The 13,584-nt window shown below is 71.1% G+C and carries 11 protein-coding genes; 8 read left to right on the top strand and 3 right to left on the bottom strand.

What is annotated here, in order from left to right:
• The first annotated feature begins 323 nt into the window (after positions 1 to 323).
• Positions 324 to 839, top strand: coding sequence for a C40 family peptidase (locus tag ACYVD5_RS02110; protein ID WP_460999127.1), 516 nt, complete (start codon positions 324 to 326; stop codon positions 837 to 839).
• A 94-nt stretch (positions 840 to 933) separates the two neighbouring features.
• On the opposite strand, the gene ACYVD5_RS02105 is transcribed toward ACYVD5_RS02110, so the two are convergent.
• The 3 genes from ACYVD5_RS02105 to ACYVD5_RS02095 form a co-directional block, all read right to left on the bottom strand.
• Positions 934 to 1,251, bottom strand: coding sequence for a phosphatase (locus tag ACYVD5_RS02105; protein WP_460999126.1), 318 nt, complete (start codon positions 1,249 to 1,251; stop codon positions 934 to 936).
• A 191-nt stretch (positions 1,252 to 1,442) separates the two neighbouring features.
• Positions 1,443 to 1,850, bottom strand: coding sequence for an SSI family serine proteinase inhibitor (locus ACYVD5_RS02100; protein ID WP_460999125.1), 408 nt, complete (start codon positions 1,848 to 1,850; stop codon positions 1,443 to 1,445).
• Between the two features lie 283 nt (positions 1,851 to 2,133).
• Positions 2,134 to 2,754 (bottom strand): superoxide dismutase family protein, encoded by a 621-nt coding sequence (locus ACYVD5_RS02095; protein WP_460999124.1) that lies wholly within the window; start codon positions 2,752 to 2,754, stop codon positions 2,134 to 2,136.
• Between the two features lie 264 nt (positions 2,755 to 3,018).
• Between ACYVD5_RS02095 and ACYVD5_RS02090 the strand changes: the two genes are divergently transcribed.
• The 7 genes from ACYVD5_RS02090 to scpA all read left to right on the top strand — a co-directional run bounded on the left by ACYVD5_RS02090 (position 3,019) and on the right by scpA (position 13,577).
• Entirely contained in the window at positions 3,019 to 4,581 is a 1,563-nt protein-coding gene (locus tag ACYVD5_RS02090) for an SLC13 family permease (RefSeq protein ID WP_460999123.1), read from the top strand.
• Between the two features lie 66 nt (positions 4,582 to 4,647).
• Positions 4,648 to 5,277 (top strand): YigZ family protein, encoded by a 630-nt coding sequence (locus ACYVD5_RS02085; RefSeq protein WP_460999122.1) that lies wholly within the window; start codon positions 4,648 to 4,650, stop codon positions 5,275 to 5,277.
• Positions 5,278 to 5,366: 89 nt separating this feature from the next.
• Positions 5,367 to 6,968, top strand: coding sequence for a hypothetical protein (locus tag ACYVD5_RS02080; protein WP_460999121.1), 1,602 nt, complete (start codon positions 5,367 to 5,369; stop codon positions 6,966 to 6,968).
• A gap of 447 nt (positions 6,969 to 7,415) precedes the next feature.
• Complete coding sequence (locus ACYVD5_RS02075) at positions 7,416 to 7,760, top strand: peptidase inhibitor family I36 protein (protein WP_460999120.1); 345 nt, start codon at positions 7,416 to 7,418, stop codon at positions 7,758 to 7,760.
• 459 nt (positions 7,761 to 8,219) lie between these two features.
• Positions 8,220 to 9,077, top strand: coding sequence for a methyltransferase domain-containing protein (locus tag ACYVD5_RS02070; protein ID WP_460999119.1), 858 nt, complete (start codon positions 8,220 to 8,222; stop codon positions 9,075 to 9,077).
• Between the two features lie 149 nt (positions 9,078 to 9,226).
• Positions 9,227 to 11,155, top strand: coding sequence for a methylmalonyl-CoA mutase family protein (locus ACYVD5_RS02065; protein WP_460999118.1), 1,929 nt, complete (start codon positions 9,227 to 9,229; stop codon positions 11,153 to 11,155).
• Positions 11,156 to 11,312: 157 nt separating this feature from the next.
• On the top strand, positions 11,313 to 13,577 hold the full coding sequence (scpA, locus tag ACYVD5_RS02060) for a methylmalonyl-CoA mutase (protein ID WP_460999117.1): 2,265 nt from the start codon (positions 11,313 to 11,315) through the stop codon (positions 13,575 to 13,577).
• The last annotated feature ends 7 nt before the right edge of the window (positions 13,578 to 13,584 follow it).

Below are 13,584 nucleotides of genomic sequence, written 5' to 3'. Positions count from 1 at the left end.
TCCTGTGCTTGTTCGGATGGGACGGGGCCTGCCGCTGATCCGCTCGTGCGGCCGCTGGAGCAGGCGCCGTTGCGGACCGGGGTGCAGGGACTCCGGGCACCGATAACCGCGCGATTGCGTTTTTTACCGGCAAACCTCGCTTATCGCACGCAATTGGCGTGGCGGCCGGCGCCCCGGGAACGCCGTCGGCCCGGCGCAGCGGGGATTCAACTGCGACACGCCAGGACTCCGAGAAGAACAAGTGCCGCGGAATGCCTGTGTTTCCCTATGGAACTGTGCACCGGAGCGCACCGCTCCGGGACATTGAACAATATGGGGGAACAATGAAGCTTTCCATGGGATTCGCACGGCCTAAACGGGGAAACAGTCCGCGCCGGATGACCAAGGCCGCGCTGACGTTATCCTCCCTGGCGGTGCTCGCCGCATTCGGTCTTGCCTCCGCGCCGCAGGCGGTCGCCGATGAACGGGTGTACCAGGCGTCGAGCGTCGCCAGGGAAGCAGTGGAACACGCGAAAAAGGAGATCGGCAAGCCTTACGTATACGGCGCCGAAGGTCCGGGGTCCTTTGATTGCTCGGGGCTTGTGCAGTATGCCTACAAGAAGGCCGGCAAGAACATCAGCCGCACCACATACACCCAGTTCGACCAAGGGCGTTCGGTGTCGCGGTCGAACCTCAAGCCGGGAGACCTGGTGTTCTTCTATTCCGGGCCGGGCCATGTCGGAATGTACGTCGGAAACGGCAAGATGATCCATGCGCCGAGTTCCGGGAAAAGGGTCCAGATCGTCAAGATGGCCGGTTACTACAACCGCCACTTCGTGGGGGCGCGCCGTGTCGCCTGAGTCTCCGCCGGGCGCAGTGACGCCAGGCGTTGAGACCGGCTGACCGCGCCGCCTCGCGCCCGCCACCCGGTGCCGCCCGGGCGGCGGGCGCGGATCAGCCGAGCACGATCGCCCCGGCAAGGACCGGTTGGCGGAAGGTGGCCGAGCCGCGGCCCGAGGTGACAGCGCGGGTGCCCTGGCACGAGGTGCCGGCGAAGAGCGCATACTTGGCGGCGGTGTCGGACTCGATGGCGATCACACCGCCCTGGTCGGATTCGAGGGCCCGGCAGCCGCCGCTATCGACCACCTGCCGATGCCCGGACTCGAAGGTGACCGTGACGGGCCGGACACTGTCCTTGCCGGCACGCATACCGGACAGCGCTCCGGCGATGGTGGCGGACATGGTGGCGAGGTTGGCAGGGCGGATCGGCACGGTGCAGCTCTCGTTCCTCGGGGTTCCTCGGCGACCCGGACAATGGTCACTCCCCGTTATTTAGCTACAGCAATCCGTGAACAGCGCGGATTCCGTGCGGTGTGTCGCCACATCCGGCCGGATCGAGCGCGGTGCACCGCAACCGCGGTCGAAGGCCGGGCGGCCCCGCCCACCGCGGCGGGCGGAGCGGCCTACCTGTGGGCGGGAGCGTGCGGTACCACCGGTTCGGCGAAGACGCGCGCATAGCAGTCGTTCGGGTACTGCTCGTTGAACTCGGTCGGGGTGCCGCGCCAGTTGCCGACGATGCGGACGTCGACCGGGGCCTTGGTGGACGGGCAGAGCGCCGAGCCGCTGCGCATCCGCTCCAACTCGCCGCCGCCCGAGCGCAGCCGCTCGCAGGCCGCTTGCGGGCGGGGATGGGTGCCGAAATCGGGATTGCAGTTCAGCCAGTAGCGGTCGAGGGTTCCCGTGCTCGCGCGCTCGACGGTGATCTCAAAGGTCGAGGACGGTTCCTCGGCGCTCGCGGGCGCGGCGGGCGCCGCCGAGACCAGGGCGGCAGCGCAGGCGGCCCCCACCCAGGCGGCGGTACGACGAAGCATGATGTTCCAATCACAGTGGGTGACGAATGGCCGTGTTGAGTTTGGCGTATCCGCCGAACCGCGCGCAAGCGCGACTGTGCATGGAAAAGCGCTTCCGACCTGGCCGTATCTTGGTTCGCCCGCAATTGCCCGGCGGTGGGGCCGGGCGTGTCCACCGCGGTGCCGCGGCGGACTCCGTAACCGGTAGTAGCCGGTTGCGGGCGCAACCGGGCGCGGTCGGCCGCGGCCGCTCGTGAACACCTTGGCGCGCGGAGCCTGCCGCGGCCGCCCGGCCGCCCTACTGCTACAGCGGGACGTTGACGCAGGCCAGGCGCGTGCCGGCCTCGCCGGCGACGCCCGGGGCCGTCTTGGTGTGGTCGGAGTGGATCACGATGGAGTTGGCCTCGCCCTCGCGCGGCCGCCAGTCGACATCGGCGTCGGAGGTGGCGGTGCCGTCTCCGTCGGTGGTGAAGTCCAACCAGACCTCGTTGTCGTCGTTCACGTATTCGGGATCGTGTGAGGCATGCGGGGGCGCCGGGTCGTCCTGGTAGTGCCCGCCGGCGGCATCGGGGGTCTCGCCGCAGGGCTTTACGTGTACGTGGGCGCCGTAGGTCTCGTCGGGTTGCAGGCCGCTGACCGCCAGCGCGAAGTCGGTCTCGGCGCCGTCGCGGGTGACATCGACATTGACGGTGGCGCCCACGGGGACGGCTTCTTCGTCGTAGGTGACCGCCTCGGCGCCGGGCGAGTACGGCTCGAACTCCGCGTTGATGCGGGCGAGATCCGGGCCGCCGGCGGCCTCGGCGGTATGGCCCTTCGAGGGAGACGGGTCGGCGGCTCCCTGGTCGTCCGCCTGAATGTCCTCGCCGCATCCCATGACCAGTACGGCCGTGGCGGCCAGGGCGATGGTGGATCGGATCGCGAACACGTCAGAACCCCCCGGTTCCTCCGGCTGATGTTGGCGGCACGCTACCCAAAGTCACTCCGCCATCACCGGATTTTGCGGGAATGGGGGCGAGCCGCCCGGCGCGCGGCCGGTTCTCCCGGTGGATGTACAGCGCGACCTCCCGTTACGGATGCCCGGTACGGCTCTTTGTTGCCGCTTCGATACTCCCCAGGCGGTTCGCGCTACGGGACAAAGGTAGAAATCGGGTGAAGCAGGACACGTGCGTGACTGATCCGAGGACATTCCATGGCAACACCAGACGAGCCCGGGCCGGCCCCCGCCCCACCCGGGGCGGACCGGGCGACAGGCGGCACCGCATCCGCCGCTCCCGGCGACAGCGCCGAGGCCGAAACCGGCCTGTCGCGCAAGAGGATAGGCCTGGTCGCGGGGGTGGTACTCGCGCTGGCCGTCTACTTCCTCCTACCCGACTCGCTGGACCATCCCGGAAAAGTGACCGCGGCCGTCGCCACGCTGATGGCGGCGTGGTGGATGACCGAGGCGATCCCGCTTCCGGCGACGGCGCTGCTGCCCCTGGTGCTGTTCCCCGTGCTCATCGGCGCCGACATCGCCGAGGTGGCGGCGCCCTACGCCGACGACGTCATCTTCCTGTTCATGGGCGGGTTCATGCTGGCCATGGCGATGCAGCGGTGGAACCTGCACCGCCGCATCGCACTGGCGGTGGTGGCGGCGGTCGGCACGAGCCCGGTGATGCTCATCGCCGGGTTCATGCTGGCGACCGCGTTCATCACAATGTGGGTCAGCAATACGGCAACAACCGTGATGATGCTGCCGATCGGCCTGTCCGTGCTCGGCCTGGTCAACCAGCTCGGCGACGGCAAGGGCGACGCCAACTTCGCGACGGCGCTCATGCTGGGCATCGCCTACTCCGCCTCGATCGGGTCGGTCGCCACCCTCATCGGCACCCCGCCCAACGCCTTCATGGCCGGGTACCTGTCGCAGACCCACCAGATCGAGGTCGGGTTCGGCCAGTGGATGATGGTGGGGCTGCCGCTGGCAGCGGTGTTCCTGGTGGTCGCCTGGCTGGTGCTGACACGCCTGGTGTACCCGCCCGGGATCCGCACCCTGCCGGGCGGGCGCCGGCTCGTCCTCGACCAGCTCCACGAGATGGGGCCGATGTCGCGCGGCGAGTGGACGGTGCTCGCCGTCTTCGTATGCGCGGCCGCGTCCTGGGTCGGCATCCCGCTGCTGGCCGATACCGCCCTCATCGGCGATGCGTTGCCGTGGCTGGCCAACATCTCCGACGCCGGTATCGCGATGGCCGTCGCGGTGGCCCTGTTCCTGATCCCGGTGAAGCCGCGCAAGGGCGTCGCCGCACTCGACTGGCCGACCGCGCTGGAGCTGCCCTGGGGCATCCTGCTGCTGTTCGGCGGCGGCATCGCGCTGTCGGTGCAGTTCGAGGAGAGCGGGCTGAGTAACTGGATCGGTGAACGCGTGGGCCTGCTCAGCGGGGTGCCCGCGTGGCTGATCGTGCTGATCGTGGTGGCCCTGGTGCTGCTGCTGACCGAGCTGACCAGCAACACCGCCACCGCCAACATCTTCATTCCGGTGCTGGCGGGCGTGGCGGTCGGCCTGGGCATGGACATCATGCTCCTGGTCGTGCCCGCCGCTCTCGCGGCCTCGCTGGCCTTCATGCTCCCGGTGGCGACCCCGCCCAACGCCATCGCCTTCGGGTCCGGCTACATCCGCATCGGGCAGATGGTGAAGGCGGGGATCTGGCTGAACGCAATCGCCGTGGTGCTGATCATGGCGGCGATGTACGGGATCGCGTTCTGGGTCTTCTCGCTGTAGGCGCGGTGGCCGCGGGCGGTCCGCCCGCGGCCACCCGCCCGTCGACCGCCTAGGATCGAAACGGACATGCGAACGATCAGCGGCGGCGGCGAACACGAGCTGCACATCAAGAAGTCGCGGTTCGTCTGCGCCCTGGCCCGGGTCGGGAGCGACGACGAGGCGCGCGCGTTCATCGCCGAACGGCGGCGGTTGCACTGGAACGCGGCGCACAACTGCACGGCCTATGTGGTCGGGGCCGAGGGGCGGGTGCAGCGCTCCAGCGACGACGGCGAACCCGCGGGCACAGCGGGGGTGCCGATGCTGGAGGTACTGCGGCACCGCGGCATCACCGACACCGCTGCAGTGGTCACCCGCTATTTCGGCGGCGTGAAGCTGGGGGCGGGCGGGCTCATCCGCGCCTACGGCAGTGCGGTGGCCGCCGCGCTCGACGAGGTCGGCGAGTTGGAGCGGCGCACACTGCGGATTGTCACGGTCGGCGCCGACTACGTGCTCGCGGGCAAGCTGGAGAGCGACCTGCGCGATTCCGCCTACCGGGTGCAGGACGTGCGCTACGGCGCGGGCGTGGCCATCGACATTGCCGTGGCCGAACCGGCTCTCGCCGGGTTCGGCGCGTGGCTGGCCGAGGTCTCCGGCGGCAGGGCGCAGTACGAGGCCGGCGGCACGATGACCATCGAGGTCGATCCGGCCGCGGAGTGAGCCGAGTCCGGTCCGGCCGCGGGTGTGTCGGCGCGGGGGCGGCGTTCTAGGATTCCGGTACCTGATGTCGTCGTAGGGAGTGACCGGCCATGCGCACCTGGCGGCGGGCGCCACTTTCAGCGGCTGCGGCTGCGGGGGCGGCGCTGCTCGTCGCGGGAACCGCCTGCACGGCCGGCGGCGAACCGGACCGGCCGCAGGACTCGCCGCGGCCGCTGCCCACCTCCTTCACGGGCGAAGTCCCGCCGGGCGTCGGCCGAGAACCGCTGCGCCATCTGCACGGCCCCGGCGGCGCGGGGCCCGCCATCCTCGGCGACGACATGGGCGTGCGCATCTCGTCAGTGGGCGACGCGTTCCTCATCAGCTCCAACAGCAAGGAGCGGCACGTGCTGGTCGGCGCCGAGGACGGCGAGACCCTGTGGCACGGCAGGCGCCAGATCCAGCGGTTCGGGACCGGCGCCGACGGTTCGCAGGTGCTGCTCGTCGACGGCCGCGGCGGCGGCACCGAGGTGATCGGCGCCGACGGCGACACCGTGTGGCGCGGTACGGGCCGGCGGGAGTCGTTCGTCGGCGGCGCGGTGGTGCGGCGCCCCGCCGGTTGGAGCGCGGACGACCCCTACGGCGACTACACCGTCCTTGACCCGGGCGGCGAAGAGCTGTGGGACTACACCTTTGCGGCGCCCGCACCCGGCGGCGGCGCATCGGACGGCGCCAATGGCGAGGACGAGGACGAGGACGCAAACACCGCCGAGTCCCCGACCGAACCCGACCCCGACCGCAACGGTGTGCCGGTCGCGGCCCGCGACGGGGTGCTGCTGCTCGACGACGGCGCCGGGCTGCTCCAAGCGCGCGGCATCGGCGCCGAAAACGCGGGCGAGCTGCTGTGGAGCATCGCCGGCGACGATCCCGACCTCGCCGGCGGCACCGACGTGCAGCGGCCCCGCGCCCAGGTCGTGGGTACCTACGACATCCCCGGCGACCACGAAACCGGCGGCACGGGCGAGGACACCTCCGAGACGGCGGACGCGACACCCGGCGCCGGCGGGAGCGCCTCACCGCCGCCGGAACAGGGGGAGGGCGCCGGTGCCGGAAGCACCGGAAGCAGCGAGGACGCTGCGGAAACCGACGGCGCCGGCGGTGCCGAGGACCCGCCCACCGGCCCTGCGGTCCTGGTGCGCTGGAGCGCGCCCGAGCAGCGGTCGGTGCTGTCGCTGCTCGACCTGCACACCGGCGACCTGCTGTGGAGCTTCGCCGAGCCCGGTGCCAACCCGGGCGGCGGCGAGTTCGCGCCGCCCCCGCTGCAGGGAGCCCTTTACGAGCCGCGGACGGGCACCCTGCTGCTGCCCCAGGCGACCGGCGCAACCCCGCTGATCGCCGTCGACCTGGTGGCGGGCGAGGTCCGCTGGCGGTTCGAGGACGAGTCCGAGCAGGCGATCACCCCGGCCCTGGCCATGGGCGGCTACATCTACGGCGACACCGCGGGCACCGACGGATCCGCGTCGGACCAGGTGGTCCTGAACGCCGCGGACAAGGACGTCGCGGCCGAGGGGCTGAACGCCTACGTGGAGGCGGCCACCACCGACGGTTACAGCATCATCGTCCGCAACCGCCAGCGCTTCGTCTTCCCGCCCGCTGAAGCACCCCCCGCGGACGAGCCCACCGGGCCCACCGCGACCCCGACTCCGAGCAGCTGACCACTGCGGGCACCGGCCCGGTCCCCGCAGGCGCTTGTCCGGTTCGGCAGCGGCTCCGAACGCGCCCCAGGGGCCGCGCGATCAATCCGCGGAGGCGGTGCCGCCGCAAGGGATCCGGCAAGCCGCGAAAGCCGTTGACCTGTGTAAACCTTATTTCCGCGGGGCTGTTTCCGAACCACTTTGAATTTCGTGGTACCCGTGCTGCGCTGCAGGTCCTGTTTTTTAACGGCCCGGCCATACCGGTGGGTGCGCCGGACGCGTTCGCCGGCCCCTGAGGGAGGGGGTATGGTACGCGCGGAACAGTCGTCCCACGGGAGTATTTCCACCCTTCGGAGCCGATGTGGAGGCGGGAAATCGGCGCCGCTACTCGGCATTCGAACAATTGATTCGCCACGATAGTGCGATATCTTAGATATTCTAATACCCAGAAGTGGAAGCCGGGTTGAATTGAAACTCAAGAAGATGCTGGCCACCGGAGCGGTCACGATCGCATGCACGGCAGGGGCCATGGTCGCCACGGCGGGAACGGCCAATGCCGACTGGAACCAATGCCCCGCCGGCCAGGTCTGTGCCTGGGAGCACTCCGGTGGCAACGGCACCATGGTCTACGGCGGACCGACCCACAATATGGTCGGCTACATGGACAAAAAGGCGAGTTCAATGTGGAACCGCACTGACACCATGGTCTGCCTCTATCGGAGCGACGGGCGCTACATGCTGCTTGGTCCCGGCATTCAGCGGGACATCCCTGCTTGGATCAACGACCGGATCACCGAGTGGAAGCCCTGCTAGTAGTCCCGGCAAGGGCACCGACTCCATAGAACCGCCGCCGCCGAAGCCCGGCCGCCCCCGGACGTCCGGCGCGATTGCACCGCCGCCGCGCCCCTGACGACCGGTATTTCCGGGACCGGGAAATGCGTGGGCAATGCAATGCGGAAGGCCCCCGGCAGCGATCCGATCGCCAGCCGGGGGCCTTCCTGCCGTGCGGCGGCGGTATCGGGTGACGGCGCCGACCCGGCCTCCGGGTGCAGAGCGGCGCCCTACCGGGTCGCCAGGTGGCCGCACTCGGTCATTCTGCTGACGCTGCGCAGTCGTCTGGTTACCGTCTTGGTGACCGGAGGGAACTGGCATGGGAAAGCACAAGAAGGAAGTCGACTGCGGTGTATGCAGCGGAAACGGCGGGTGGAACAAATCCGACGACGGTAACGTCGTCTGGGAGCGGTGCTGGGCCTGCAGCGGATCGGGGAAACAATGACCTCCAGCGAGGCGTTTGCCGCTGTCGATCGGGAACCGTTCATCCCCGCAACGATCTACGTGCGCAGCGAGGACACCGGGTGGCCGACCCCGCTGCACCGCGATGACGACCCGGACACCTGGCGCTCGCACGTCCGGTCCGACCGGCCCGTGGTCACCGCCATCGCCCCTGATCCGCGGGCTCCCGCGCACATCCTCGACCCGGCGACCGGACGCGGCTACACGTCGGCCTCCTCCAGTAGCGACCCGCGCACCATGGCTCGCATGATCGACATCCTGGAGTTGCAACCGGGCATGCGGGTGCTGGAGATCGGCAGCGGCACCGGGTGGAATGCGGCCTTGCTGGCCCACATCGTCGGGCCTGGTGCGGTCACCACGGTCGAGGTGGATGCCGGACTTGCTGCGCACGCCCGCGCAGCACTGGACGCGGCCGACTGCAAGGTGCAGGTGGTCACCGGCGACGGAGCCCGCGGCCATCCGCCCGGTGCCCCGTATGACCGGGTGGTCGCAACCGCTGCCGTGCACACCCTGCCGTATCCATGGGTGGCACAGACCCGGCCCGGTGGGCTCATTGTCGTCCCGTGGGCACCGACGTTCCACCCGGACGGGCCGTTGGTCGTCCTCACCGTCGGCGAGGACGGTAGCGCCCGCGGCCGCTTCGCCGGGCCGGCGCCCTTTATGCCGCTGCACGGGCAAGGCCTCGCCCCAGCCGCGGTCGACGTGGCGCGGGAACACTGGGAAGAGGCGGGAAGACCGCGTTGCGAACGGTTCGGGCTTACGGCCACCCGCGAAGGTCAGCGGGTGTGGCTGGACGATCCCGGGTGCGTGGTGCAGGAGTCGGCGGCCGTACGCTGAGGGAGCCGCCGCGGACGATCGAGGACGCCCCAGGCCCGGCAGGGCGGCCGGCGGCCGGTGAAGAAGCTGTCCGGGTGCTGCCTCCGAGTTTTCCCCAGACTTCGCCCCGGCCGCGACCGCGGGCGGGGGAATTGCCTAACATCCAAGGTATGGAAACTCCGGAAAGCGGTCCGCCGACCTCGTACGGGCAGGGCGTCGCCGGTCCGGCGGCTGCCGCCGACTTTCCCGAGGCCACGTTCGAACAGTGGCGCGAACTCGTGGCCGGGGTCCTGAAGAAAACCGGTGCCGCGGCCGATCCCGCCGATCCCGCGCCCGAGGCCGCGTTGGCCGCGGCCACCTACGACGGCATCGTGCTGCGCCCGCTGTACACCGCCGCCGATACCGCCGGCACCGCCGATCCCGGCTACCCCGGCTTGGCGCCGTTCACCCGCGGCGGCCGGCCCGAAGGCGCCGTGGCCGGGGGGTGGGAGGTCCGCCAGCAGCACCGCGACCCCCGGCCCGAGCACGCGCGGCGGGCGGTGCTCGCCGACCTCGAGAACGGGGTCGACACGCTGTGGCTGGTCTACGGCGCATCGGGTATCCCCGTCGGCGCCCTCGGCGATGTGCTCGCCGATGTCCACCTCGATCTCGCGCCGGTCACCCTCGACCCCGGTGCCGACTACCCGGCCGCCGCCGCTGAACTGCCGGCGCTCTGGCGCGACCGCGGGCTGCCCGATACCGCGGTCGCCGGCGGGCTGGGCATCGACCCGCTCACCGTGGCCGCGCGCACCGGCGAACCGGCCGACCTCGCCGGCGCGGCGCGTACCGCAGCGGGTCTCGCAGCGCGCCACCCGCGGTTGCGCCTGGTCACCGCCGACTCCACGCCGTACCACGACGCCGGCGGCTCGCCGGCGCAGGAGCTGGGGGCGGCGGCGGGCGCCGGGGTGGCCTACCTGCGGGCGCTGACCGGCGCCGGAATGGACCTCGCCGATGCCGCGCGGCGCATCGAGTTCCGCTTCGCCGCCGGCGCCGACCAGTTCGCGACCATCGCCAAGCTGCGCGCGGCCCGCACCATGTGGAACCGCGTGCTTGAGGTCTGCGGACTCGGGGCCGCCGAACGCCCGGCCATGCGCCAGCACGCGGTCACCTCGGCGGCCATGGCCACCCGCCGCGACCCCCACGTGAACATGATCCGCACCACGCTGGCCTGCTTTGCCGCGGGCACCGGCGGCGCCGACACCGTCACCGTGCGGCCCTTCGACTCCGCGCTGGGCCTGCCCGACGATTTCTCGCTGCGTATCGCCCGCAACACCCAGACCCTGCTGGCCGAGGAATCCCACCTGGCCCGGGTCGTCGACCCAGCGGGCGGGTCGTTCTACGTCGAACGGCTCACCGCCGACCTCCACGCCGCCGGCTGGACGTTCTTCCAGGAGATCGAGGCCGCGGGCGGCATGGCCGCGGCGCTGTCGAGCGGGTTGGTCGCCGCCCGGGTCGACGACATGTGGCAGCGCCGCCGCCACTCGATCTCCCGCGGCCGCGACCCCATCACCGGTGTCACCGAGTTCCCCGACCTGGACGAACCCCCGATCCGGCGCGAACCACCGCCCGAACCCGCAGCGGTGCCCGCGGCGGGCTCGGCGGCGCTGCCGCCGCGGCGCTACGCCCAGGACTTCGAAGACCTGCGCGACCGCTCCGACACCCACCTGGCGGCCACGGGCGCGCGCCCGCAGGTTTTCCTGGCCACGCTGGGGCCGGTGGCCGCCCACACCGCTCGCGCGGCGTTCGCCCGGAACCTGCTGCGATCCGGCGGCATCGAGACCGCGGGCGGCGACTCCGCGGGCGGCGCCGCCGATGCGGTGGCCGGTTTCCGCCGCAGCGGGGCGCGGGTGGCGTGCCTGTGCGGCAGCGACTCCGGCTATACCGAGCACGCCGCCGCGGCCGCCGCCGCGCTGAAGGAAGCCGGCGCCGAAACGGTGCTGCTGGCCGGCCGGCCCGAAACCGCTCCCGACGATGCGCAGGTCGACCGTTTCTGCTTCTCCGGGTGCGATGCGCTCGGCCTGCTGGCAGAGCTGCACGAGGTGCTGGGGGTGGCCCGATGAAATCCGGTCTCCGCTGTGCCGGACGCGGCCCGGCCCAGGCGGCCCACGCGGGGCCGACCGCCCAAGCGGTGCGGCCCGAGCCCGGCCGCCCGCACCGCGCCGGGCGCGACTCCTGCAGCCGCTCGCCGGATCCGCACGAGCCCTTGGGGGTAGCCCGATGATTCCCGATTTCAGCCGCATCGGCCCCGGCGCCGCTGCCGCACCCGCTGCCACCACCGACCCCGGCGCCGCGCCCGAAAACACCGCCGCCCCCGGCGCAGCCGCCACCGCAGCCCAATGGGCGCGCGCCGTCGAAGACGCCACCGGCAAGACCCCCGACGCCCTTGAGTGGGAGACCCCCGAGGGCATCGGCGTCAAGCCGCTCTACACCCCGGCCGACCGCGAAGGCCTCGGCATCGAGGGCCAGTACCCCGGCATCGCCCCGTACCTGCGCGGCCCCTACCCGACCATGTACGTCAACCAGCCCTGGACCATCCGCCAGTACGCCGGGTTCTCCACCGCCCAGGAGTCCAACGCCTTTTACCGGCGCAACCTCGCCGCCGGGCAGAAAGGGCTGTCAGTGGCCTTCGACCTGGCCACCCACCGCGGCTACGACTCCGACCACCCGCGCGTGGCCGGCGATGTCGGCATGGCCGGGGTGGCCATCGACTCCATCTACGACATGCGGCAGCTCTTCGACGGAATCCCGCTCGACCGCATGAGCGTGTCCATGACCATGAACGGCGCGGTGCTGCCGGTGATGGCGCTGTACATCGTCGCCGCCGAGGAGCAGGGGGTGGCGCCCGAGCAGTTGGCGGGCACCATTCAGAACGACATCCTCAAGGAGTTCATGGTCCGCAACACCTACATTTACCCGCCGCAGGCATCGATGCGGATCATCTCCGACATCTTCGCCTACACCAGTCGGCAAATGCCGAAGTTCAACTCCATCTCGATCTCCGGCTACCACATGCAGGAGGCCGGGGCCACGGCCGACCTCGAACTCGCCTACACGCTGGCCGACGGCATCGAGTACATCCGCGCGGGCCGGCGCGCGGGCCTGGACGTCGACTCGTTTGCGCCGCGCCTGTCGTTCTTCTGGGCCATCGGCATGAACTTCTTCATGGAGGTCGCCAAACTGAGGGCGGCGCGGCGGCTGTGGGCCGGGCTGGTGGGCTCGTTCGGGCCGGACAACCCCAAGTCGCTGTCGCTGCGCACGCACTCGCAGACCTCGGGATGGTCCCTGACCGCCCAGGACGTGTTCAACAACGTGGCGCGCACCTGTGTCGAGGCCATGGCCGCCACCCAGGGCCACACCCAGTCGCTGCACACCAACGCGCTGGACGAAGCGCTGGCGCTGCCCAGCGATTTCTCCGCGCGCATCGCCCGCAACACCCAGCTCGTGCTGCAGCAGGAGTCCGGTACCACGCAGGTCATCGACCCCTGGGGCGGCAGCTTCTATGTCGAGAACCTCACCGCCCGGCTCGCCGAGCGCGCGCAGGCCCACATCGACGAGGTCGAGCAGGCCGGGGGCATGGCCGCCGCCATCGACGCCGGTATCCCCAAGATGCGCATCGAGGAGGCCGCCGCCCGCGCCCAGGCCCGCATCGACTCCGGGCGCCAGCCGGTCGTCGGGGTCAACAAGTACCGGCCCGAGACCGCCGATGACATCGACGTGCTGCGGGTCGACAACAGCCGGGTGCGCGCCGAGCAGTTGGCGAAACTCGAGCAGCTGCGCGCCGAGCGCGACGACACCGCGGTGCAGCAGGCACTGGACCGCCTCAGCGCGGCGGCGGCCGCCCCCTCCGGCGGGGCCGGCCTTGAGAACAACCTGCTCGCTGCGGCGGTCTGCGCCGCCCGCGCCAAGGCCACCGTCGGCGAAATCTCCAACGCCATGGAGCGGGTTTTCGGTCGCCATTCCGGGCAGATCCGTACCATTCAGGGTGTGTACCGCGAAGAAGCCGGATCGTCGCCCGATGCCGAGGCGGCCATGTCCGCCGTGGCCGACCGCGTTCGCGCCTTTGCGGAGAACGCGGGCCGCCGGCCGCGCATCCTCGTCGCCAAGATGGGCCAGGATGGCCACGACCGCGGACAGAAGGTCATCGCCACCGCGTTCGCCGACCTCGGCTTCGACGTCGACGTGGGACCGCTGTTCCAGACCCCGGCCGAGGTCGCGGCCCAGGCCGCCGAATCCGACGTGCACATCATCGGCGTCTCGTCGCTGGCGGCCGGGCACTTGACCCTGGTCCCGGCGCTGCGTGCCGAACTCGCCGCACTGGACCGCTCCGACATCCTGGTGGTCGTGGGCGGCGTGGTGCCGGCGGCCGACTACGACGCGCTCCGCGAAGCCGGCGCCGCCGCGATCTTCCCGCCCGGAACGGTCATCGCCGAGGCCGCGGTCGGCCTGCTCGACACCCTCGATTCCGATCTCGGCCACGGCTGATGGCAGT

The sequence above is a fragment of the Streptomonospora sediminis genome (assembly GCF_054778995.1).
This window is presented reverse-complemented; position numbering and strand designations above follow the sequence as displayed.